Raw genomic sequence first — 23,627 nt, forward strand, 5'->3', positions numbered from 1 at the left:
CCGGGCCGCCATCAGACTACAGAAAGCCGAAATGCGAGTTCTAGCAGCTATGAGCGGCGGAGTTGACTCCGCCGTCGCCGCCGCCCGCGCCGTCGACGCGGGGCACGACGTCGTCGGCGTTCACCTGGCGCTGTCCAGGATGCCGGGCACCCTGCGCACGGGAAGCCGCGGCTGCTGCACCATTGAGGACTCGCGCGACGCGTGGCGCGCCTGTGACGTTCTGGGAATCCCTTACTACGTGTGGGACTTTTCCGAGCGGTTCAAGGAAGACGTGGTCCAGGACTTTATCGACGAGTACGCTGCCGGCCGGACGCCCAACCCCTGCATGCGCTGCAATGAGCGCATCAAGTTCGCGGCCCTGCTGGAGAAGGCCATCGCCCTTGGCTTCGACGCCGTCTGCACCGGCCACTACGCGAAGGTGATCACCGACGCCGACGGCAACCCCGAGCTGCACCGCGCCGCTGACTGGGCCAAGGACCAGAGCTACGTCCTCGGGGTGTTGACCCATGAGCAGCTCAAGCACTCGATGTTTCCCCTCGCGGACACACCCTCCAAGGCCGAGGTCCGGGCGGAAGCGGAACGGCGCGGCCTGTCCGTCGCCAACAAGCCGGACAGCCACGATATCTGCTTCATCCCGGACGGGGACACCGCCGGCTGGCTCGCCGAGAAGATTGAGATGAGCACCGGCGACATCGTTGACGAAACCGGTTCCAAGGTTGGCGAGCACCCGGGGGCAAATGCCTTCACGGTCGGCCAGCGTCGTGGCCTCAAGCTCGGCCGGCCTGCCGCCGACGGGAAGCCCAGGTTCGTGCTGGAAATCCGGCCCAAGGAAAACAAGGTGGTGGTCGGGCCGGAGGCGCTGCTCGCCATCGACGAGATCCGCGGCATCAAGGTTTCCTGGGCGGGGCTGCCCATCGCCGAGGTGGGCACAGGGGCGGAGTTTGACTGCTATGCGCAGGTGCGCGCCCACGGCGACCCCGTCCCCGCGACGGCCCGCATGGAGCGGATGGCCGATGACGCCGGAGTGCTGCGCGACCGCCTCGTGGTTACGCTGACTGATCCCCTTCGCGGAGTCGCCCCCGGACAGACGGTGGTCCTGTACCAGGGCAGCCGGGTCCTCGGCCAAGCCACCATCGACGCCGCGCGTTCGTTGCAGCGCGCTGAACTCAACTGACGCGCACCCCTGAACTGGTCTGACGCAACTCCGGACCACGTAACGGCCGACGGATACCCGTCGGCCGTTTTTCGTACCCACGGGTAGCTCCGAAACCCTGCCTCGGCCCCATTATGGTAAATTTTGTGTCTCATCTCACAAGATGCAGCGATTCACCGGGCAACCGTCTGGTTCAATCAAGGCATCAGGACAGCGCGTCGCCCGCACGATTCATGCCGGGCCGCGCGCACTCATCGAACAGAAAGTTCACAGATGGCAATGAACAAAAAGGCCTTGCAGGGCGCTATCGCGTTCGCAGGCATTTCCGCTTTCGCATTGACTGCCTGCACGGGCCCCTCCGGCGGCGGCGGAACAACCACCGGCAGCGCTGGCGGTGGCACCATCACCTATGGCACCACCGACAAGGTGGTAACTCTCGATCCGGCCGGTTCCTACGACGCCGGTTCCTTCATGGTCATGAACCAGATCTATCCGTTCCTCATGAACTCCAAGCCCGGATCTGCCGATGCTTCCCCCGACATCGCCGAATCTGCGTCCTTCACCACCCCGACGGAATACACCGTCAAGCTCAAGCCGGGCCTCAAGTTCGCCAACGGCCACGCGCTGACGTCCTCGGACGTGAAGTTCTCCATCGACCGCGTAGTCAAGATCGCTGACCCCAACGGCCCGGCGTCACTGCTGGGCAACCTGAAGTCAGTGGCAGCCAAGGACGATTCCACGGTCGTCTTCACGCTCAAGGCCGGCAACGACCAGGTGTTCCCGGGTGTCCTCGCATCCAACTCCGGCCCGATCGTCGACGAAGAGGTCTTCCCGGCGGACAAGATCATGGGCGACGACGAAATCGTCAAGGCCAAGCCCTTTGCCGGGCCGTACACCATTGAGAGCTACAAGAAGAACGAGCTGGTCAGCCTCAAGGCCAACCCGGACTACCAGGGCCTCCTCGGCAAACCGGCCAACGACGGCGCCAACATCAAGTACTACGCCGACTCCAACAACCTGAAGCTGGACGTTCAGCAGGGCAACATCGACGTCGCCGGCCGCAGCCTTACAGCCACCGACGCCGCAGACCTGGAAAAGGACTCGAAGGTCAAGGTCCACAAGGGTCCCGGCGGCGAGTTGCGCTACATCGTGTTCAACTTCGACACCATGCCGTTCGGCGCCAAGTCCGCCGACGCCGATCCCAAGAAGGCCCTCGCAGTGCGCCAGGCCATGGCCGACCTGGTGGACCGTGACGCCATCGCCACGCAGGTGTACAAGGGCACCTACCTGCCGGCGTACTCCGTGGTTCCGGACGGATTCGCCGGCGCCATCCAGCCGCTCAAAGAAATGTACGGCGACGGCAGCGGCAAGCCCAGCCTGGACAAGGCCAAGAAGGCCTTCGCCGACGCCGGCATCACCGGCACCGTCAACATCAAGCTCCAGTACAATCCGGACCACTACGGCAAGTCCTCGGGCGACGAATACGCCATGATCAAGGAACAGCTGGAGAAGTCGGGCCTGTTCAAGGTGGACCTCCAGTCCACCGAATGGGTCACCTACTCCAAGGCACGCACCGCGGACGCCTACCCGGTCTACCAGCTCGGCTGGTTCCCGGACTACTCCGACGCTGACAACTACCTGACGCCGTTCTTCGTGCCCGGCAACTTCCTCAAGAACCACTACGAGAACCCGGCTGTTACGGATCTCGTCAGCAAGCAGCTCACCACGGTTGACAAGGCCGAACGCGAAAAGGTGCTGGGCGAAGCCCAGACGGCCGTCGCCAAGGACCTGTCCACGCTGCCGCTGCTGCAGGGTGCCCAGCTGATGGTGGCGGGAGCGGACGTCAAGGGTGTTGAAAAGACCCTCGATGCATCGTTCAAGACCCGTCTCGGCGTAATCTCCAAGTAGGACTGCATCCCCATTAGGTCCTGACCAGCTGAGGAGGCGGGACGCCTGCGAGGCGTCCCGCCTTTCTTACTGGTTGCCGAACAGCAGAATCCGGAGCCCGACGGCCCGGAAACACAAAATTAGGCAGTAATGACAACACTGATTGAGGCGCCGCCAACCGACGCCGACGGCCTTCTGCCGTCAAAGAAGAAGAAGTCCGGTGGGGGACTGGGCCAGTACATCATGATCAGGTTCCTCCTGATCTTTCCCACCATATTCATCCTGGTCACCATGGTGTTCTTCCTCATGCGGATCACCGGTGATCCTGTCACGGCCGCTATGGGCGGCCGGCTACCGCCGGAGCAGCTGCAGGAGCGGATCCATGCTGCGGGCTACGACCGCCCGCTCCTGGTCCAGTACTTCGAGTACCTGGCACAGCTTGCCACCGGGAACTTCGGAACCACGCTGTCGGACAACCGCAGGGTCACCGAGATGCTGGCCACGTACGGCGCGGCCACCCTCGAACTGACCATCAACGCCCTGATCGTCGCGCTTCTGGTGGGCATTCCCCTCGGCATGATCGCTGCCCACCGTCGTGATCACGCTCCCGACGCCGTGCTGCGCGTGTTCGCGATCCTCTGCTACGCCACGCCGGTATTCTTCGCGGGCCTGCTGCTGAAACTGACGTTCTCGGTGTGGCTCGGCTGGCTCCCGGTGGCGGGGCGCGCCAAGACGTCCAGCGAACTGGCACTCACCGGACTGCAGGCACCCACCGGCATCTATTGGCTCGATGCAATCCGCAGCGGCAATGTGGCGGCCCTGGGCGATGTGATGGCGCATGCCGTCCTTCCCGCAGTTGCCCTGGGGCTCCTGACAGCCGGCATCTTCCTCCGGCTGGTGAGGACCAACGTGATCGGCACGCTCGGCCGGGACTACGTCGAGGCAGGGCGTTCCCGCGGTGTAAGCGAATTCCGTCTGGTCACCAAACACGCCTACAAGCCCGCGCTGATCCCCATCATCACCGTGATGGGCCTCCAGATCGCAGTGATGCTCGGCGGCGCCGTGCTGACGGAAAAGACCTTCGAGTGGCAGGGTCTCGGCTTCCAGCTGGCCAACTACCTGACGGCCCGCGACTTTGTGGCGGTTCAGGGCATTGTGGTGCTCCTGGCCGTCATCGTGGCCGTCACCAACTTCATCGTGGACATCGTGGCCGCGCTGATCGATCCCCGCGTGAGGTACTGACATGAGTACGAATGTTCCGGTGGAAACCACCGTGGATCACAGGGCTCCGCTGTTCAAGCGGCTCCCCGTCATTTCGCATTTCAACAAGAGCGTGGGGCTGCAGCGGGGGATGCTCGTCATGGGCCTCGTCCTGACCGGGACGTTCCTGTTGACCGCCATCTTTGCACCGCTCATTGCTCCCTTCGGCTTTGCCCAGCTTTCCGACGCCGACGGCAGCTTTCCCACGCAGGAACCGCCCGGCGGCAAGCATCTGTGGGGCACTACCGTGGGTGGCTACGATGTTCTTTCCCGCGTCGTCTGGGGTTCCCAGACGGCGGTCTTCGTCATCGTTGTAGCTGTACTGCTGTCCATCTTCGCCGGCGTCATCCTGGGCCTGGTCAGCGGCTACATCGGCGGCTGGCTGGACCGCATCCTGGTGGTCGTTGCAGACGCCATTTATGCCTTCCCCTCGCTGCTCGTGGCCATTGTCATGGCCATCGTCATCAGCGGCGGCCAGTCGAGCCTCTTCGGCGGCGTGATGGCGGCAGCCATCTCCATCACCGTCGTGTTCATTCCCCAGTACTTCCGGGTCATCCGGGCCGAGACCATCCGGCTTAAGGCTGAGCCGTTCGTCGAATCGGCCAAGGTAGTGGGCGCATCGAGCATCCGCATCATGAGCAGGCACATTTATCGGAACGCCACGCGGACCCTTCCGCTGATTTTCACCCTGAACGCTTCCGAGGCGATCCTGACCCTTGCCGGCCTGGGCTTCCTGGGATTCGGCATCGAGCCCTCCTCGGCCGCTGAATGGGGCTTCGACCTCAACAAGGCCCTGGCGGACACAACCTCCGGCATCTGGTGGACGGGTGTATTCCCCGGCCTCGCCATCGTCTGGACCGTACTGGGACTCACCCTGGTGGGCGAGAGCATCAACGACCTGAACGATCCGCGCCTTCGAGGCCGCAAGAAAGCTGCCTCCGGCAAGGGCGGGCCGGACTCGACCGCAGGTGCGCAGGCAGCCATCGACGCAGAAGTGAGAAGCTCATGACCGTCAACATCGACAGGAGAGGCACCGGCACAGGCCCGGTCCTCGACATTGACCACCTCGAGGTCACCTTCGCCACCGACGCCGGCGATGTACATGCCGTCAAGGACGTCAGCCTCCAGGTCAACCCCGGCGAGGTCCTGGCCATCGTCGGCGAATCCGGTTCCGGCAAAACAGTCACCGCCAAGACCATCCTCGGCCTGCTGCCCGAAACGGCCACCAGCCGCGGAGCCGTGCTGATCAACGGAAACAACGTCATCAGCGTCAGTGCCAGGGAGCTCCGGCAGATCCGGGGACGCGACGTGGCCATGGTGTTCCAGGAGCCGTCCACGGCCCTGAACCCGGTATTCACCGTCGGCTGGCAGATCGCCGAAGGCATCCGGGCGCATTCCGGCGGTCCCGGCGGAAGGCGGGTTTCGGCCAAGGACGCGAAGACCAGGGCCATCGAGGCCCTGGGGAAAGTGGGGATTCCGGATCCGGAAACGCGGGTCAACTACTATCCGCACCAGTTCTCCGGCGGGCAGAAGCAGCGCGTGGTCATTGCCGCTGCCCTCGCGCTGAATCCTGGCCTCATCGTGGCGGACGAACCCACCACGGCTCTGGACGTCACCGTGCAGGCCGAGATCCTGGAGCTCCTGCGGGACCTGCGGGACAAGTACGGAACCTCCATCGTGCTGATCACGCACAACATGGGGGTCGTGGCAGACCTCGCCGACCGCGTCGTGGTGATGTACCAGGGCGACGTCGTGGAGGAGGCGTCGGTCAAGACCCTGTTTGCCGAACCGCGGCAGGACTACACCAGAAAACTGCTGGCTGCCGTCCCCCACCTCGGCCGGAACTCGGCCTCGGAAGGGATGACGGAACGGGCGCACCAGGGCGGCAAGGTGCTGGTGGAGGCCAAAGGCCTGACCATCGAATACCCTGGCCGGCTGGGCAGCCCCGCCTTCAAAGCCGTGGACGGTGTGAGCTTCACGGTGTCCGAGGGCGAGGTCTTTGGCCTCGTGGGCGAGTCAGGTTCCGGCAAAACCACCATCGGCCGTGCCATTGCGGGGCTCAACCGCACCACGGGCGGAAGCCTCAGCGTGCTCGGCTACGAGATGCTCAACCTCAAGGAGCGGACCTTCAAGCCGCTTCGCAAGGACATCGGATTCGTGTTCCAGGACCCGGCAGCGTCGTTCAATCCCCAGCTGACCATCGGGGACTGTGTGGCGGAGCCGCTGATCATCCACACAAATCCGTCGGCGGCGCAGGCGCGCAAACGCGTCGGCGAGCTGCTCGAATCAGTTCAGTTGCCGGCGTCGTACGCTGACCGCTTTCCGCACGAACTGTCCGGCGGGCAGCGCCAGCGGGCATCGCTGGCGCGGGCCCTGATCCTCAACCCGAAGCTGCTGATCGCCGACGAGCCCACCTCCGCGCTGGACGTTTCGGTGCAGGCGAAGGTGCTGGAGCTATTCAAGGAAATCCAGCGGGAGTTCGGATTCGCAGCCCTGTTCATCAGCCACGACCTGGCCGTGGTGGACATGCTGTCGCACTGGGTGGGGGTGCTGTACAAGGGCAAGCTGGTTGAACAGGGGATCGGCCAGCATGTCATGGGTGCGCCCCAGCACGATTACACCAAGCGACTCATCGCGTCGCTCCCGGTTCCGGATCCGGCCGAGCAGGCCAAGCGCAGGGAGGACCACCGCGCCCTCCTGGGCATCTAGCAGCACCTCCGGCAGCAAAGGCCTGCCCGTCCGGCATGCGTGGCGGACGGGCAGGCCTTTTGCATTCAATTGTCTGCGGCTTACTCGGAAACCACCTTGATGTTGAAGACGCGGTCGCCTTGCCGGAGGAAGATGCGGAGCCACAGCGGAAGCCACATCTCCATCCCCCGCGCCGCTTCGAGGGCGCCCAGATCCCGGATGTGTTCGGGCCGCCAGCCAAATTCCCGCAGCAGCCCGGCCACCACTTCCTTGGCCTGGGCGTCGTCGCCGGCCATGAACACGTCGTGGTCGCCGCCGGCCAGGCGGTCCGGAGCCACCATGACGTCGGCCCGCATGGTGTTCAGGGCTTTGACCACGCGGGTCGTGGGGAAGGACCGCTGGATGGTTTCCGCCAGGCTGTCCGTATTGGAGATGGAGAGCGACGGCGGGAAGCCCGCCGAAAGGTCCAGCGGATTCGCCACATCAAGGAGCACCTTGCCGTCCAGGTTCTTCGTGCTGGCGGCGGCCAACACGTCCAGCGATACGGCTCCGGGAGTGGCATTGATGATCACTTCGCCGTCCGCAGCGGCGTCGAAGAACGTGGCGGCCTTCGCCTGCGGGCCTGCACCAGCGGCCCACTCCAGCGCCGCCGCATTGGTGGCACTCCGGGATCCGATGGTGACCTGGTGCCCCGTCTGGACCAGTTTTCCGGCCAGGGTCCTGCCCACCGTGCCGGTGCCGAGAACTGCAATCCTCATGTCCAACCTCCATGACCGATGTGTGTTGCGTGACACCTACATTGTCCGCCCGTCCGTCGCGGCTGCGGACGTCCGGACCCGGCCGCGCCCGCCCTGACGCCAGCCGCTTAACACCGGCGGAGTTTCCGGCAGTGCCCATAGACTGGATCCATGACCGAGCTAAACCATGATCTGCCTGACACCGACTCCTACGACCCCGCCGCGAGTTCCCTCGCCGGGCATGTGGATCCTTCAGTGATGGCGGAACTGTTGTCGATCCGGTCGAGCATCGACAACATCGATGCGACCCTGGTGTACCTCCTGGCGGAGCGGTTCAAAGCCACCCAGAAGGTGGGTTTCCTCAAGGCGGCGCACCGGCTTCCGGCGGGGGATCCCGGACGTGAGACCGCCCAGATCGCCCGGCTGCGCCGGCTCGCCGAGGATGCCCAGCTGGACCCGGCCTTCGCGGAAAAATTCCTGAACTTCATCATTGGCGAGGTGATCCGCCACCACGAGGCGATCGCCGAGGACCACAACGCGGCCGGCGGCAACAACCGGGCCGGCGGCGCGTCACCCGGGGCCGCAACAGGCATGCCCGCTGCCGGCCCTTCCACCTCGCTCAACGCCTAAGCCGTGCCAGAGGCAGCAACGTCACCGCAACGGCAAGTGACGGCCACCGCACTCGGCCCGTGGCCCGGGGAGGACCCGATCGAAGCCACCCGGATCATCCGCGGGGAACTTGGCAGCCCGCATCTTCCGTTCCTGGCAGAGCTCCCCGGCAGGGGAGTGGGCGCGGACGCCATCGGCCGGACGGCGTCCCTGCTCGTGGAGATGGCCGTGGATGTCCAGCCCCATGGCTGGCGCATCGTCGACCGTCCCGGGCGTGACCTCATCCGGGCCAGATCGGCCCTGTCCACCGATATCAACGTGCTCGCCGACGTGGCCGGCGAAGAGGACGGCCAGGCGGCCGCTGAATTCAAGGTCCAGCTGCGGGGGCCGCTGAGCATGGCCGCCGGGTTGCACCTCCACAACGGTGAACGCGCCCTGATCGACTACGGTGCGCGCCGTGACATTGCAGCCTCCCTTGCCGCCGGCGTTGGCGAGCACCTCACCCGCGTGTCTGCTGCCGTGCCGGGTGCACGGCTCGTGGTGCAGCTCGACGAGCCGGACATCGCCTCCGTGCTGGCCGGCACCATTCCCACCTCCAGCGGCTACCGGACGCTGCGGTCCGTTGCCGGACAGGAAGTGACGGAGCTGTGGCGCGTGGTGATTGAGGCCGTCCGCGACGCCGGTGCCGCCGAGATCGCCATCGCGGTCCCGGAGATCGAGGCTCCGTTCGACAGGATCCTCGCCGCCGGCGCGGACGGCATCGCCGTTCCGCTGAAGGCGCTGACGTCCCGCCAGTGGGAGCAGCTGGCCGAAGCGGTTGAAGCCGGCAGGCGGATCTGGGCTGGCGCCCTGCGCGTGGACAACCCTGCCGGCGAGCTGCCCCGGGTCGCCGATGTCGTTGAAACGGTACGTCGCCCCTGGCAGCAGCTGGGGTTGCCGCTGGCAGAGCTGGGGACGCTCCGGATCACGCCGTCGGGTGGGCTTGAGGAGCACACCCCCAAGGCCGCGACGGCGGTGCTCACGCGCCTGACGCAGGCGGCCGACGGCCTGAACCAGCTGGCGCTCGGCTGAGGCGGAGGCGTTAGGTCCGTTGTTCCCAGCGGTCCGGCACGGCATGCAACGGGAGGAAGCCAGGCGCCGAATTCCCGCCCGGGTAGGCCTCGAGCCGGTAATCGAAGTGCCCGGCATAGACCAGGACCAGGCCGACCTGCGGCTGGATCACCTTCACCTGGATCCGGTGCCTGCCATGTGCCCCTTCTGACGGGTCCCACCACTGTTCGGCATAGGCTTTGGCATCGAGCGGCGGGGGCAGCTGCACACGCAGCGGCCCCAGGAACAGCCGGGACGCTTCGGAGACCCCGCGGAGCCGGCCTTTGGCCGTCGCGCTCAGGTTCAGGTCGGTGACCAGGCGGCGGTACCTGCCGACGTAGTCCACGAGCCGCGCCGCTCCGGGGGGATCGCCCGTGCCCGGGGAGCGCACGCTGGTGGTGTCCTGGAAAATCCGGGTGCGGCCGGGAAAGAAGATCTGCCGGCGGGCGGTCAGGCTCGAGCGGCCGAACGGGTCCAGATGTGCATGGTTTTCGATCCGGAACGGTACGCGCTCACCGTATTCCGGGAAGAAGGCCTCCTCGCCGGCGGTCAACCCCAGCAGCGGCCGCAGCCAGCGCTGCCGGCAGCCCACGACGTCGAACACGCCCTCCCCGACGCCGTACCGGCCGGAACCGGGGGCCGTGAAAAGTAATCCTGGAGTTCGGGCTGAAGACGGCCGAAGCCGGCACCCATGGCCTGCTGGTAGATCGGCGTGTTCACGGAAGACCTCCTGATGGGCTGAGCTGCTGAATTGATTTTGAATGCTCTTTTGCCGTTCACAGGCGGCCCGCCGCCTTGAGCCGGATGTAGGCGTCCGCCAGCGCAGGGGGCAGCTGGTGGGGTTCCGCATCCACGACCTCCACGCCGAGGTGGCGGAGCTGCAGGCTCACCGCCTCGCGCTCCAGCAGGGCGCGTTCCGCCGCCGCCGCGCGGAACACCTGCGCCGCCGTCGTCCGTTCCGCCAGCAGCTCGCCCAGCATGGGATCGCGGACGGAAGCCACCACCACCACATGCTGCTGGGCCAGCCGCGCCGCCATCGGAATGAGCCCCTCCTCCGGAGCGCCGCCGTCGAGCGACGTCAGCAGCACCACGAGTGAGCGGTGCGCGGAAACGGCCCGGACCTGCCCGGGAATCTGTGCCCAATCAAGCTCGATGAGCTCCGCTTCGAGGGGCGCCATGGCCTGTACGAGCTGTCCCAGCAGGTTTCCGCCGGCAGCCGTTCCGGCCCTGGCCCGCGTCCGGCGGTCGAAGGCGAAGAAGTCCACCCGGTCCCCGCCCCGTTCAGCGAGGACGGCCAGAAGCAGCGCCGCTTCGATCCCGGTGTCCAGCCGCGGTTCGTCGTTGATGCGGGCTGCGGCAGTCCGTGACGTGTCCAGCATAATCACCACCCGCCGGTCCCGTTCCGGCCGCCAGGTGCGGACCACGACGGCGGACCGCCTCGCCGTGGCACGCCAGTCTATGGAGCGGACATCATCGCCGCGGACGTAGTCGCGGAGGGAATCGAACTCCGTGCCGGCGCCACGGATCTGGACGGCGGCCTTGCCATCCAGTTCCCGGAGCCTCCGCAGCTTCGAGGGGAGGTGGCGCCGGGAATTGAACGGCGGCAGCACGCGGACCGACCCCGGGCACTCCAGGGTTTTTTGGCGTGCGGCGAGACGGAGCGGGCCGAAGGACCGAAGGGTGACGTGCGGCGCGGTGAGGTCGCCCCTCCTGGTAGGCCGCAGCCGGACGGTCAGCCGCCGTCTCTCGCCCGGCGGGACTTCTGTTTCCTGGACCGGGTTTACGGCCCCTGCGGACGGTTGCCAGGCGTCGCGCACCAGTGCCCTCAGCGCCCGTTTCCCCGTGTTGTGCACCGTGAGCACCGAGTCCGCGGTGCCGGCAAGCGTGACATTTCCGGGCGTGGACCGCGCCACGGAAACGTGAGCTACAGATGCGGCGAGGCCCAGGTCCACCAGGACCAGCGCGGTCAGGACCAGGAGCACGGCCAGCGCAGCCTCCCACCCCGGGAAAAGGAGCACAGGGCAAAGCCCGGAGAGTGCCAGGAGTACCAACCGTCCCGAAATTGCCATGAGCTAGCGGGGGACGGGCACGGACGTCAGGATGCTCCCCAGCACATCGTCGGCCTGGACGCCGTCCATCAGCGCCTCGGGCCGGAGCGCCACGCGGTGCCGCAGGCACGGAAGGGCCAGCGCCTTGACGTCATCCGGGGTGACGAAATCGCGGCCGGACAACCAGGCCCAGGCCCGCGACGCGTTCATCAGGGCCGTCGCTCCGCGCGGCGACACGCCCAGCTGGAACGAGGGGGCTGAGCGGGTGGCGCGGACAAGGTCAACGATGTAGCCCATGACTTCGGGCGCCACAGCCACGTCCGCCACAGCCCGGCGGGCCCGCTCCAGTTCATCCGCGCCCGCCACCGGACGGATGCCGGCGGCGGCCAGATCACGGGGATCGAAACCAGCGGCATGCCGGCGGATGACCTCGATTTCGGCGGCGCGGTCCGGCAGGGGCATGGTCAGCTTGAGGAGGAACCGGTCCAGCTGCGCTTCCGGCAGCGGATAGGTGCCTTCGTACTCCACGGGGTTCTGCGTGGCCGCAACCATGAAGGGCACGGGAAGCGGCCGCGACACACCGTCCACCGAGACCTGGCGTTCCTCCACGGCCTCCAGGAGCGAGGCCTGGGTCTTCGGCGGGGTCCTGTTGATCTCGTCTGCCAGGAGCATATTGGTGAAAACCGGGCCCTCACGGAAACTGAAATCGGAGTTGGCCGCGTCATAGACGAGGGATCCGGTGACGTCGCCCGGCATGAGGTCCGGCGTGAACTGCACGCGCTTGGTGTCCAGGCTCAGGGCCGCGGACAGGGCGCGGACCAGCAGCGTCTTAGCCACGCCCGGGACCCCTTCGAGCAATACGTGGCCGCGTGACAGGAGGGCGATCAGCATGCCGGTGACCGTGGACTCCTGTCCGACGACGGCCTTGGCCACCTCGTGCCGCACATCGAGGAGTGCCTGGCGGACGGGATCCGGAGCCCCGTGCGCGGACGGCCCGGCCAAGGTGGTCACCGGGGCATCGCCGTAGGTCCCGGGAGCATCGCCGGTTGGTTGGTCGCTCATGTACTGGTTACCTCTTTCTCTAGTCCTGACAGCTCCTGGGCCCAACTGACGAGTTCGGCCTCCGTTTGCGGGCGGCGGTGCAGGTTGCGGTACATGTCGGCAGGGTCGCGTCCCAGATGCCTGGCCGCGGCCGCGGACACGTCGGCAGACTCCACGCCGGCACCCAGCCGAAGGGATCCGGCAAGGCGGACCAGGGTCCCCGCCCGGAGATTGTCCGCCGCACGGTCCACCGCGTGCGCATCGTGGTACAGGCGGGCCCTGCCCTCGGCCGTTTCGGCGGCCTTGACGATAACCGGCAGGGGCTCGAAGACCAGCGGCCCGAGGCGCCTGCCCCGCCAAAAGACCGCCAGCAGGGCCACGAAAGTGAGCCACGGGCCCAGGACGGCCACCCAGTCCGGGGCGAGATCGTCCAGGGTCTTCGGGGACGCGGTGAAGCCAAGGTCGGCAACGCCCGGCAGGTACCAGACAAGGTGGCTTTGGCTGCCCAGGGTCCGCAGGGTCAGGGCCGCGTTGCCGTTTTCGTCCAGCAGGCGGTTGCCGATGATCGCCGTGCTGCCGAGGACGACCAGCTTTCCGTTCTCGGCCGCGGCGTAGAGGCCGCGCCCGTTGCCGGTAGCGCCGTAGCAGGTGCTGCCGCCGGTGTAGAGGAAGCCCTGGTCAGCGCTGACTGTCCCCGCCGCCTCGGCATCGGCAACGGCGCAGCCCGGCTCCAGGGTGGTTGCCGCCTCCGGCACTACACCTGCCTGCCGGACAGTGCCGCCCAGGCCGGTCAGCGTGGCGAGGCGCGGCGACACGACCACGAGCCGGTCGGCGGCTGACAGCAACTGGCGGAGCCGTTCACCCTCCAGGAAACCCCGCTGGTCATAGAGCAGGACGGTGGATCCGCTGCCCTTCCGGCGGGCAGCAGCCACAGACGCGAGCGTTTCCTCGAAGGACTCCGACTGCTCCACCGTTACGCCATGGCGGCCCAGAATTTCGGCCGCAGCCTTGGCGCCGTTTGGTGCAGGGTTGCGGATGGACAGCTCGGTGGAATCGGACCGCGGCGACAGTTGCACGGCGAGGATCACGGCGAGGGCGACGACCATGACAAGGCTGAACACCAATCGCCCCCGGTGCCGTCGGATCCATCCGGGCAGCCTTCGCACGTCAACGTGGCGGACGGCTCCGCCGAGGCCCGGCGGGCTGTTGGCTGGTTCGCCCCCGCCGGTTGGGCGGACTCGCTCCGGCGCTGTCATTTGGGCACCGCGAGCCCTGCGGTTGCGCCGTCAGCATAGGAGGGTGCGAGGGAATCGAGTGCGGAGTCCAGGGCGGCAATGGCCTCGTGGTGGGCCTCGTTCGCGCTGCCGCTTCCGTAGCGCACGGCGTCAAACACGGTTGCCGCTTGTGCCAGCTTCTCGGCAGCCGTCGGGAAGACGGCGGCAAGCTGTGCGGCAGCTTCGTCCGCTGTGCGGCCCGGCTGAGGCTCGAGGACCGCCCGGTCTTCGGCGGAGCGCACCAGGGCGCGGAACTGATCGACGACGGCGGCCGCCCAGTCGCCGCGGGCTGCGGCGGCTGCCGCGAGGCGGCGGTACGCTGCGGCGGTAACCCGCCCGTCGGGGTCGAACACTTCTTTTGGCGCCCGGCGCCGGGCGTTGAGACGCGGCCTGGCCAGGATGATGGCCAGGCCCAGCAGGACCGCGATGCCGATTCCGATCAGCGGCGCGGTGGGGCTGTCTCTTATACACATCTAGATGTGTATAAGAGACAGACTGCAGCCAGTCCAGGAACTGGCGCCAGAGTTCGGCCAGCCAGCCCGGTTCGGCATCCCGGTATTCGCGTTTGGACAGCTCTTCCACGGCCCAGCGGCGCGCCTCCTCCCGGTCGGGCTGCACCGGAGGCTCTGTGGCCAGCAGGGTCAGCATGTGCCTGGCCAATCGCCGGCGAACAGTGCCTGCCGGCCGGTCATCCGCGCAGCGGAGGAGCGCCGGACGGTGGGGGCCAGCCCGCCGCGGGCCCGGCCGAACCGGCACCGTAGACAGGCACTCCGCGGCCCGGGACTCCGCCGTCGTCGGCCCCGGTCTCCAGCAGCCGGAGCAGCGCGATGTCGAGGCCGTCCTTGCGCATGCGCAGGTCCATGTACAGCAATGCCATGACGGACGTCTGGAAGGCGAATCCCACGGCACCGGCGAGGGCAGACATGACTGTGGTGGCCACGACAACCACGATTCCGATGGCGGCGGCCTGGCCCGCGGCGTCGTGCGGGGCCACCACCCCGGTGAACAGCCCGGAGAGGAGACTGACAGGGATCATGACTATCTGGGCGATGACACCCACGAGAAGCGCTACCACCAGGATGATGCCGAAGATGCGCCACCAGTGCCCGCGGGTGATGCTCCAGGAGCGCCGGATCCCGTCCAGGGCACCGAGCTCTTCAATAACGATGGCTGCCGGCGCGACGGACAGCTTCACGGCGACCCACATGAAGGCCGCAAGAAAAGCGAGCCCCAGCGGAAACACGACTGCGAAGGACAGCGCGCCGGCCGTGCTGACCAGCAGGATGGCGACCACCGCGAACAGCGCCGTTGCCAGGATGCCGGCTCCAGCCGCGATGCCTGCCATGCGCACCAGCGCCCAGGCGCGTCCGCGTGCCAGCAACCACATCTGCCGGAAACCGGTCCGCCGGTTGAGGATGGACCTGGCCACCGGAACCACCATGGCACCCTGAAGCACCGTGGAAATAAAAACGCTCAGGATCGAGACAACCGCGACTGCGCTGGTCACTGCCAAACCGATGCCGGCCAGCTCGGCATTGCTTTGGGTCTCCAGCCAGGCGCTTATCGACGCTTCGGAGGTTGTCCCCGCCGCCGTGAGGACGCCGGCGGCGATCGCCCCCAGGGCCTGGGCAAGGAGGCCCGCCCCCAGCATGGCTTTGGGGTTTCGCCTGATCGTCTGGAATGAGCCGTCCATGATCTCGCCGAACATCAGCGGCCGGAGGGGCACCACCCCCGGCTTTGGCGGCGCGGTATAGGCGGGGTAGCCGGCGGGCCGGTTCTGGTAGGCGCCCCACGGCTGTTGGTTTCCGGGTTGGGGGTTACCCCACTGGGGCGGTGCGCCCCAGGTCTGCGGCGGCCGTCCGTCCTGGTTTTGGGGGGAAGCAGGGCCCCATGGCTGGCGTCCGGACTCCGGCGGCAGGTGCTCTGGCGGCGGGCAATTCGGGTCCTGCTGTGACAAGCTGTTCCTCCCCAAGGTTCGCACCGGAAACGGCCGGGCCACTCCAGACTATAGTTCCGCCGTCGGGCAACCTAGCCTCCGGGAGATTTCACCGCCTGGCGGCGGCGCGGCCCGGTCCTGCAGGCCGTTAAACCGCAAGGTCTTCCCCGCCGAAGCCCGGCGTTGCGCGCACGGAAGCAGGGCGTTGACGCCATGCCGAGGATGCGGCCAATAAGACAAAGCAACAGCAATAAGGGAATATATAACTATGAAGGCACGCATTCTGGTAGTTGACGATGACGAGGCACTCGCAGAGATGATCGGCATCGTCCTGCGCAACGACGGCTTCGAGCCCGTTTTTTGCGCCGACGGCGGACAGGCCCTGGAAATCTTCCGTTCGTCGAAGCCGGATCTCGTGCTGCTGGATCTCATGCTCCCCGGTACCGACGGCATCGAGGTGTGCCGGCAGATCCGGGCCGAGTCGGATGTTCCCATCGTCATGCTGACGGCCAAATCCGACACCTCGGATGTGGTGCGCGGCCTGGAGTCCGGCGCCGACGACTACGTTCCCAAGCCCTTCAAGCCGGCGGAGCTCGTGGCCCGCGTCCGGGCACGCCTCCGCCCGGGCGACCAGAAGGCGCCGGAGACGCTGCGCATCGCGGACATCACGATCGACGTCGCCGGCCACCTCGTGAACCGCGGGGACGAGCGGATTTCCCTGACGCCCCTGGAGTTCGATCTCCTGGTGGCGCTGGCACGCAAGCCGTGGCAGGTGTTCACCCGCGAGCTGCTGCTGGAGCAGGTCTGGGGTTACCGGCATGCGGCGGATACCCGGCTGGTCAATGTCCATGTCCAGCGGCTGCGGTCAAAAATTGAACGTGATCCGGAAGCTCCGGAAGTAGTATTGACGGTTCGTGGTGTCGGCTATAAAGCAGGTTCCTGAACCGCAGGGGCCCAATCCCTCTGATGCCCCGGTGGACTCCGCTCCCGGAGCCCCCTCGCCGAACCCTGCGACGGCGGAAAAGACGTCCGATGCACCCCGCAAACCCGGTGCCCACCCCGTGCCGGAACACACCGACGCCTTTGGCGCGAGCCTCGCCAGGTTGCCGTCGCAGATCCGGATCTGGCGGCGCCGTGCGCTGATCGTCACAGTGCGGGTCGGCCGCCTGGTGCGCACCGGCATGGACCGGTTTTTCCCGGGAATCCGCTACCTCCTGCATTCCCTGCAGCGCCGGTGGCGCCGGTCGCTGCAGTTCCGGACTGTCCTGACCACACTGTTGCTGTCCATCAGCTCCTTTGCCATCGTGGGCGCCTACCTGTCCAACCAGATTGCCAACAACCTTTTCCAGGAGCGGCTGACCCAGGCGGAGTCCGAAACCCGCTATAACGTCAAGCAGGTGCAGGACACGTTCGACGGCGCGCAGGTCACCGACCAGTCCAGTGTGATCACCCTGGTCTATGACACGTTGAATGCCGTTGAGGGCAGGGGCTCTGTTATCCAGCGCCGCTACGTGTTCGAGGCAATGCCGGAGCAGACCAAGCCCCGCAACCGCTGGGTCGAGTCCCGGGCGTCCGACCAGCTGACCATCAGCGTCATCCCGCCCGAACTCCGGACCGCCGTGCAGAATTCCGGCAAAGAGCAGTTCTGGGCCTCCACCGAGTTCCCGGTGGGGACAGAAGACCGTCCCGGCATCGCCGTCGGAAACAAGGTTACGTTCAACGGCACCGTCTATGAGCTGTACCTGATCTATGACCTCAACACGGCACAACAAACGCTGAACGAGATCCAGAACGTCCTCTGGGCGGGCGGCGCGGCGCTGATCCTGATGATCGGCGGCATCGCCTGGTACGTCACCCGGAACGTCGTCAGCCCGGTGAGCCACGCCGCCGTAGTGTCCGAGAAGCTCGCGGCGGGGCAGCTGCAGGAGCGCATGGTGGTCAAGGGTGAAGATGAAATGGCACGCCTGGGAGCGTCCTTCAACCACATGGCCGCCAGCCTTCAGGAACAGATCACGCAGCTGGCCACGCTCTCCCAGATGCAGCAGCGGTTCGTCTCGGACGTATCCCACGAGCTGCGGACGCCGCTGACCACGGTGAGGATGGCGGCTGAGGTGCTCTTTGATGCCCGTCACGATTTTGACCCTATTAATAAGAGGTCGGCCGAGCTGCTCTACAACCAGGTGGAACGATTCCAGTCGCTGCTGGCCGACCTGCTCGAAATCTCCCGGTTCGACGCCGGCGTCGCCATGCTGGATGCCGAGGCCACGGACATCGTGCAGCTCGTGTCCCACGTCATGGAAGGGGTCTCGCCCGTTGCAGAGGAGTACGGCTCGGGCATGACCCTTAACGCCCCGGAGGGCAGCGTCGTGGTGGAAATGGATGCCCGACGCATTGACCGGATCCTGCGGAACCTGGTGCTGAACGCCCTCGAGCATGGTGAAGGCCGGCCCGTCAACATCTCCGTGGCCTCCAATGAAACCGCGGTCGCCGTCACCGTCAGGGACCATGGAATCGGCATGAGCCCGGCGGAGGCTGCCCGGGTCTTCGACCGCTTCTGGCGCGCCGACCCTGCCCGTGCCCGCACCACGGGAGGCAGCGGGCTGGGGCTCTCCATCGCCACCGAGGACACGAAGCTCCACAACGGCTGGCTGCAGGCCTGGGGCAACCCGGGCGTCGGCTCCAATTTCCGGCTGACGCTGCCCCTGAAACAGGGCGGCACGATCACCAAGTCGCCCCTTCAGCTGGAGCCCGCGGATGTGGGCCTGCCCGGCCACGGCGCTGTCTCTTATACACATCTAGATGTGGGCAGCGCTGCTGCCGGGCCGGCGGACGCCGGTGACGACGCCATCCCCGCTGACGGCGCTGCCGCCGCTGAGGACGCTGCCGCCGCTGAGGCCGACGAAGCCCGCGTGCCTGGCGGTCCCCACGTGGCGGCCGGAACCCACGTGCCCGGTGGAACCCGGGCTTCGGGAGTGTCCGGGACAGGGGAGCGGTCATGAGCGGCCGGAGGCCGAACGTCCGCGGCGTGGTGGCGTGCGTTCTCGCCGTCGTGCTGCTGTTCCTGGCGTCCTGCGCCCAGATCCCCAGGTCCGGTCCCGTCGGCAAGAGCCGCGAAGAGGGCGCCGGAAATCCTAATGCACCCGTTTTCTTCCCGCGCGCCCCCCTGACCGGATCAAGCCCGGAGGCGGTGATCGAGGACTTCTACAGCGCCGGCAGCGGATACGAGGATGACTACGCGGTGGCGCGGCAGTACCTTACCCAGGCGTCCGCGGTCGCCTGGAAGCCGGATCAGCGGACGCTCGTCTTCCGGTCGGAGCAAGTCGTGAAAACCGGCGTCGAGGGCGTCTTCAACTACCAGCTGGACGTGGCATATTCCGTGGATGCCGACGGCGTGGCCACCCAGATGCCGGAAGGAACCAAGGAAAGCATCCCTGTCACCCTGGTGCAGGTCGACGGCGAGTGGCGCATTTCGAAAATTCCTGACGGCACGGCCATCCCCGAGGAAACCTTCCGGGTCATCTACGGGGCCTACCCGATCTACTTCTACGATCCGAGCTTCACGTACGCCGTTCCTGACGTGCGCTGGTTCATCAAGAAGAAAACCGTGAAGTCGATGACGAGTGCCCTGCTCGGCGGGCCGGCGCCGTATCTGAAGGGCGCCGTCGTCAGCGCCTTCCCCTCCGGCATGAAGCTGGCCCGCGAGTCCGTGCCGGTGGTTTCGGGAGCGGCGCAGGTGGACCTGTCGGCGAAGGAACTGACCGACGCCTCCACCGAGGACAGGCTCCGGATGCAGACTCAGCTGGCCCTGACGTTCCGCAGCCAGCCTGACGTGATCAACGTAGAGCTCCGGGCCAACCAGGACCTTGTCCGCGTGGAGGACAACGGCTCGGTGCTGCCCCCGGTCCAGAACAGAAACGCTCCGGCACGCCAGATCGCCGTCAGCAACAACGAACTCGTGCGGTACGAGAACAACAGGATTTCGCCGCTGCCCGACATGCAGTCGGTCGCGGCGCTGAGGCCCCGTTCGCCTGCCGAATCGCCGGTCTCCCAGTCTGTTGCGTTCCTGAACGGCAGCCGCAGCACCCTGTATTCGATGGTGCCCGGGCAGCCCGCGCGTGCCCTGACGACCCGCTCGACCCTGACGCACCCTTCCTTCAGCCTGCACGACTGGGTGTGGACTGCGGGGCCGGGCGCCCAGGGAGTCACCGAGCTGACGGCATTCCGGCCCACTGGCGTGGCTGCCGGCGCCACGGTGCCTTCAGTGACGCTGACCCCTTCCTGGCTGGCGGGCCGCTCCGTGAAAGATTTCCGCGTCTCCCGCGAGGGGGTCCGGGCGCTGGTCATTTCCGAGCAAAACGGCCAGACACGCGTCCAGGTGACGGGAATCATCCGCAGTGCTGACGGAGCGCCCAAGGAGCTGACCACGCCCATCACGCTGCAGGCCAGCGGCAGCCCGGACCAGGGCGCGTGGGTCAACGACACCACGGTTGTCGTGATGAAGGGCGCGGCGTCCGCAGACGTAACTCCGGAACTGCTGTCCCTCACCTCCGCCGAGCCGCAGAAGCTGGCCCCGTGGCCGGGGCTGGTGGCTCTCAGCGCCGGCAACGGACCCGAGGAGATCTTCGCCCAGTCTGCCGACGGCATTTTCCAAAGGCTGGGAAATGGCTGGTCCCCGCAACTGAAAGGGCCCACCGACCCTTCATTCCCTGGCTGACCCGTTCGGGGGGAGTTTCCACATACGGCAGTCGGGCTCTTCATGCCGGGCCGTCCGGTCCGGCAGTCTTGGCGTGTGGGACAGCGACGAGCAGCTCAGCCGGGCAGGGGGCCGACAGATCCCGACCTGCTGGTTCAGCCGGCATGGTCCGCGAGGCACCGCGGCGAACACCGGAAACGGATCCTGAAGGCCGCAGACCTGATTGCGGCAGCCGCAGCGGAGGTTCTGGCCTTGGCGCTGCCCATAGAGTGCGTCTGCTGCGGCCGGGAGGACCTGGCTATCTGCGCCGGCTGTGAGCGCCGGCTCCGGCTCCTGACCCGGCATCCGTTCCGGGCTGAGTCAGCGGCGCCTGCCCTCATGGATACTGACGGTTCGATCATTCTGCCGGTGGTGGCTGCCGGCATCTACCGGGAGGAACTCGCGCATTCGGTCCTGGCCTTCAAACGCCACGGACAGCGGCAGCTCCGGAGTGTCCTGGGCAACGCACTCGGGCGGGCGATCGCCGCCGCAGCCGCGGGCGACCGGGGGATCGTTTTGGTGCCGGTGCCCAGCAGCAACAGCGCGTTCCGGACAAGAGGATTCAGCCCTGTCCATTTGCTGCTGGCCAGAGCCCTCCGCAGCAGCAGCAGCCTCAGCGGCGTCAGCTGCCAGGACGCCCTGCGGAAAGTCAGGATCGCGGGCGCACCGGCGGCATTGGCGGGTGGCCAGAAAGGGCTCGGCCGGGGGGACAGGGCCCGGAGGGTCCGCGGTTCCATGCGGGCCGTCCGGAGGGCTGCCCGGGGCGGGCTGCGGGGACGGCCGTGCATCATTGTCGACGACGTCCTGACCACCGGAGCGACCCTCGCTGAAGCTGCCAGAGCGGTCCATCAGGCAGGGGGAATTGTCCGCGGCGCGGTGGTCCTGGCGGCCACCCGCGCACCCGACGCGCCGCCCTCACCGGCGTAGGACTTGGCATGCCGGGCCTACCGGAGACATACAAAAAAATAAACAGCGAAAGGATGAATAACTCGTTGCTATGAACTAACGTCGGGTATGGGTACCAAGATCAGTTGTACCTTTCGATAGCGGCTCGGAAAGGGGCTCGACTGTCAATCAGATCGTCCCCGCGAAGTGCCGCCGTCGTGTCACCGAAGTCATTTGGAGGGCACCATGGAGTTCATGATCAGCGGACGAAATCTGACGGTCTCGGACCGATTCCGCGAATACGCCGGCGAGAAGATCTCGAAGATCGAATCGCTTGGGGACAAGGTCCAGAGGGTCGACGCGAAGGTTTCGAAGGAAACGAATGCGCGTCAGACCGGTGACCAGCTCACAGTCGAAGTGACAGTCCTGGGCCGCGGCCCCGTGATCCGTGCCGAAGCAAGCGCCGCAGACAAGTTCGCCGCTTTCGATCTCGCCTACAACAAGCTGCTTGAGCGGCTGCGTCGGGCCAAGGACCGCAAGAAGGTCCACCACGGGCGGCACACGCCCAAGGCGGTGCGCGAGGCAACAGCAACCCTGGAGCCCGCGAGCCCCAATGAGCCGATTTACGTCGAAGCGAGCCACCGCCCCGAACCTGCTCCGGAGCCGGCCGAGAAGTCGCCGTACGACGTCGACAACGACATTCCTGCCGGTGATTCGCCGGTACTGATCCGCCGCAAGGTGTTCCCGGCCGCCTCCCTTACCCTCGATGACGCCGTGGACAACATGGAACTTATCGGCCACGACTTTTACCTCTTCGTGGACAAGGCCACGAATGCCCCTTCCGTCGTGTACCGCCGCCGGGGCTGGACGTACGGTGTTATCACCCTGGACCATTACTGCGAGCCCGGTGAGAACACGCATGAAGAGAAGATCCACGCGTACCGCTCGGACGACGCGGCCGCGACTGCATAAGATAGTGCCCAAACAACGAAAGGGTTGACATGGGTGCATCGCTGAGCCTTTCACAGGCCCGGCGGATCGCCCTGGCAGCACAGGGATTGGACAAAGGACGGCCCGCCGGCCCCGTGACTTCACGGACGGTGGGCCGGACCTTTGCCCGGATCCAGCTGGTCCAGATCGACTCTGTCAATGTCCTGGCACGGAGCCATTTCCTGCCGTTCTTTTCCCGGCTCGGCAACTATGACCGGGCCATCCTCCAGCAGATGTCCGGAAAACATCCCCGGCGCATGATGGAGTACTGGGCGCATGAAGCCAGTTTCATCCGGCCAGAGCACTTCCTGGATCTCGTGGCCTGGCAGAACCGCACTTGGGTAGGGGCCTCAGCCATGGATCCGGGTCTGCGTTCCGGCGTGACCGGCCGCATCCTTGAGGCCTTGGCCGGCGGCAAGCCCATGACGGCGGCTGAGCTCACGGCGAGGATCGGGCATGTGGAGGACCGCAAGCACGTCAACTGGGGCTGGAACTGGAATGCGGTCAAGCGGGTTCTGGAACACCTCTTTGAAGAAGGCGTGGTGTCTGCCGCGTCGCGGACGGAGCAGTTCGAACGCAAGTATGCACTGACGCGCAGCGTCCTGCCCGGGCACGCGCTGGACACGGCGCCGGAGCCAGGGGAATCGATGGACAGGCTTATCGAGGCCGCGGCACAGGCACACGGGATCGGTACGGTGCGGTGTTTCGCAGACTATTTCCGGACGCCGCTCAAGGCCGCAGCGCTCTCGGTGGAGCACCTCGTGGACAGCGGACGGCTGGTTCCTGTCACAGTGGACGGCTGGGACAGGAAGCTGTACCGCCATACAGATGCGCGGCTGCCGCGCACGGCCACAGGCAGGGCACTGCTCAGCCCCTTTGACTCCCTGGTCTTCGAGCGGCGCAGGCTTGAAGAGCTCTTTGTCTCTTATACACATCTAGATGTGTATAAGAGACAGGCTTCGGCTACTACGTCCTACCCTTCCTGCTCCGGGACCGCCTCGTGGCGAGGGTGGACCTCAAGGCTGACCGGGCCGGCAGCCGGCTCTTGGCCAAGGCGTGCTTTGCCGAGCCGGACGCGCCGGCGGACACCGCCGTCGAACTGGCCGCGGAACTGCGGCTGATGGCCGACTGGCTCGGGCTCGCCGAGGTGGTTGTGTCCCCGGTAGGGGACCTTTCCGCCAGTGTCGCGGCCGCCGTCAATGCGCCGGCGCCGCCGTATCCGCTCTGAGGGAACAGGCGCAACGTGCTGTGCGTCTCTCCCGTAGACTGAACACGCCAGAATTCGGCAGCATGAGACT

At 66.6% G+C, this 23,627-nt stretch carries 18 protein-coding genes and 2 pseudogenes; 13 read left to right on the forward strand and 7 right to left on the reverse strand.

The features are described from left to right. The first annotated feature begins 31 nt into the window (after positions 1 to 31). The 5 genes from mnmA to B1A87_RS03865 all read left to right on the forward strand — a co-directional run bounded on the left by mnmA (position 32) and on the right by B1A87_RS03865 (position 7,009). A complete protein-coding gene (gene mnmA, locus B1A87_RS03845) occupies positions 32 to 1,174 on the forward strand; it encodes a tRNA 2-thiouridine(34) synthase MnmA (protein WP_078028036.1) in 1,143 nt (380 codons plus the stop codon). 252 nt (positions 1,175 to 1,426) lie between these two features. Further along, the gene (locus B1A87_RS03850) at positions 1,427 to 3,061 is read left to right on the forward strand and encodes an ABC transporter substrate-binding protein (RefSeq protein WP_078028035.1); all 1,635 of its coding nucleotides are present in this window, start codon (positions 1,427 to 1,429) and stop codon (positions 3,059 to 3,061) included. A gap of 129 nt (positions 3,062 to 3,190) precedes the next feature. Then, complete coding sequence (locus B1A87_RS03855; RefSeq protein ID WP_078028034.1) at positions 3,191 to 4,282, forward strand: ABC transporter permease; 1,092 nt, start codon at positions 3,191 to 3,193, stop codon at positions 4,280 to 4,282. 1 nt (position 4,283) lies between these two features. After that, positions 4,284 to 5,309 carry an ABC transporter permease gene (locus B1A87_RS03860; protein WP_078028033.1) on the forward strand — a complete coding sequence of 342 codons (1,026 nt, stop codon included), beginning with the start codon at positions 4,284 to 4,286 and terminating at the stop codon, positions 5,307 to 5,309. After that, positions 5,306 to 7,009, forward strand: a complete 1,704-nt coding sequence (locus B1A87_RS03865; RefSeq protein ID WP_078028032.1) for an ABC transporter ATP-binding protein — start codon at positions 5,306 to 5,308, stop codon at positions 7,007 to 7,009. The genes B1A87_RS03860 and B1A87_RS03865 overlap by 4 nt, the downstream gene beginning before the upstream one ends. Before the next feature lie 80 nt (positions 7,010 to 7,089). On the opposite strand, the gene B1A87_RS03870 is transcribed toward B1A87_RS03865, so the two are convergent. After that, positions 7,090 to 7,746, reverse strand: coding sequence for an NADPH-dependent F420 reductase (locus B1A87_RS03870; RefSeq protein ID WP_078028031.1), 657 nt, complete (start codon positions 7,744 to 7,746; stop codon positions 7,090 to 7,092). 150 nt (positions 7,747 to 7,896) lie between these two features. Between B1A87_RS03870 and B1A87_RS03875 the strand changes: the two genes are divergently transcribed. Together B1A87_RS03875 and B1A87_RS03880 are read left to right on the forward strand one after the other, a co-directional pair. Beyond that, positions 7,897 to 8,355 (forward strand): chorismate mutase, encoded by a 459-nt coding sequence (locus B1A87_RS03875; protein ID WP_078028030.1) that lies wholly within the window; start codon positions 7,897 to 7,899, stop codon positions 8,353 to 8,355. A gap of 36 nt (positions 8,356 to 8,391) precedes the next feature. Then, positions 8,392 to 9,405 (forward strand): hypothetical protein, encoded by a 1,014-nt coding sequence (locus tag B1A87_RS03880; protein ID WP_260680635.1) that lies wholly within the window; start codon positions 8,392 to 8,394, stop codon positions 9,403 to 9,405. 10 nt (positions 9,406 to 9,415) lie between these two features. On the opposite strand, the pseudogene B1A87_RS03885 reads toward B1A87_RS03880, so the two are convergent. From B1A87_RS03885 to B1A87_RS03910, 6 genes and pseudogenes are all read right to left on the reverse strand, one after another. Next, positions 9,416 to 10,143: pseudogene (locus tag B1A87_RS03885) on the reverse strand (DUF4166 domain-containing protein). 56 nt (positions 10,144 to 10,199) lie between these two features. Then, complete coding sequence (locus B1A87_RS03890) at positions 10,200 to 11,492, reverse strand: DUF58 domain-containing protein (protein WP_078028028.1); 1,293 nt, start codon at positions 11,490 to 11,492, stop codon at positions 10,200 to 10,202. A 3-nt stretch (positions 11,493 to 11,495) separates the two neighbouring features. Continuing rightward, positions 11,496 to 12,533, reverse strand: a complete 1,038-nt coding sequence (locus B1A87_RS03895; RefSeq protein ID WP_260680636.1) for a MoxR family ATPase — start codon at positions 12,531 to 12,533, stop codon at positions 11,496 to 11,498. Beyond that, positions 12,530 to 13,633 carry a DUF4350 domain-containing protein gene (locus tag B1A87_RS03900; RefSeq protein WP_260680637.1) on the reverse strand — a complete coding sequence of 368 codons (1,104 nt, stop codon included), beginning with the start codon at positions 13,631 to 13,633 and terminating at the stop codon, positions 12,530 to 12,532. The genes B1A87_RS03895 and B1A87_RS03900 overlap by 4 nt, the downstream gene beginning before the upstream one ends. Before the next feature lie 131 nt (positions 13,634 to 13,764). Next, positions 13,765 to 14,259: a DUF4129 domain-containing protein gene (locus tag B1A87_RS03905; RefSeq protein WP_260680638.1), complete on the reverse strand. Its 495-nt coding sequence runs from the start codon at positions 14,257 to 14,259 to the stop codon at positions 13,765 to 13,767. A gap of 215 nt (positions 14,260 to 14,474) precedes the next feature. After that, complete coding sequence (locus B1A87_RS03910; RefSeq protein WP_139362788.1) at positions 14,475 to 15,743, reverse strand: hypothetical protein; 1,269 nt, start codon at positions 15,741 to 15,743, stop codon at positions 14,475 to 14,477. 247 nt (positions 15,744 to 15,990) lie between these two features. On the opposite strand from B1A87_RS03910, the gene mtrA reads away from it, so the two are divergent. The 6 genes and pseudogenes from mtrA to B1A87_RS03940 all read left to right on the forward strand — a co-directional run bounded on the left by mtrA (position 15,991) and on the right by B1A87_RS03940 (position 23,557). Next, positions 15,991 to 16,665 (forward strand): MtrAB system response regulator MtrA, encoded by a 675-nt coding sequence (gene mtrA, locus B1A87_RS03915; protein WP_078028025.1) that lies wholly within the window; start codon positions 15,991 to 15,993, stop codon positions 16,663 to 16,665. After that, on the forward strand, positions 16,637 to 18,721 hold the full coding sequence (gene mtrB / locus B1A87_RS03920; RefSeq protein WP_395940220.1) for an MtrAB system histidine kinase MtrB: 2,085 nt from the start codon (positions 16,637 to 16,639) through the stop codon (positions 18,719 to 18,721). The genes mtrA and mtrB overlap by 29 nt, the downstream gene beginning before the upstream one ends. Next, positions 18,718 to 20,436, forward strand: a complete 1,719-nt coding sequence (locus B1A87_RS03925; RefSeq protein WP_078028024.1) for an LpqB family beta-propeller domain-containing protein — start codon at positions 18,718 to 18,720, stop codon at positions 20,434 to 20,436. The genes mtrB and B1A87_RS03925 overlap by 4 nt, the downstream gene beginning before the upstream one ends. Before the next feature lie 75 nt (positions 20,437 to 20,511). Beyond that, the gene (locus B1A87_RS03930; RefSeq protein ID WP_078028023.1) at positions 20,512 to 21,381 is read left to right on the forward strand and encodes a ComF family protein; all 870 of its coding nucleotides are present in this window, start codon (positions 20,512 to 20,514) and stop codon (positions 21,379 to 21,381) included. Positions 21,382 to 21,585: 204 nt separating this feature from the next. Further along, complete coding sequence (hpf, locus tag B1A87_RS03935) at positions 21,586 to 22,311, forward strand: ribosome hibernation-promoting factor, HPF/YfiA family (protein WP_078028022.1); 726 nt, start codon at positions 21,586 to 21,588, stop codon at positions 22,309 to 22,311. 29 nt (positions 22,312 to 22,340) lie between these two features. Beyond that, positions 22,341 to 23,557, forward strand: a pseudogene (locus tag B1A87_RS03940) (winged helix-turn-helix domain-containing protein). Positions 23,558 to 23,627 lie beyond the last annotated feature (70 nt).

It is taken from the genome of Arthrobacter sp. KBS0703, from assembly GCF_002008315.2.
GTDB lineage: Bacteria > Actinomycetota > Actinomycetes > Actinomycetales > Micrococcaceae > Arthrobacter.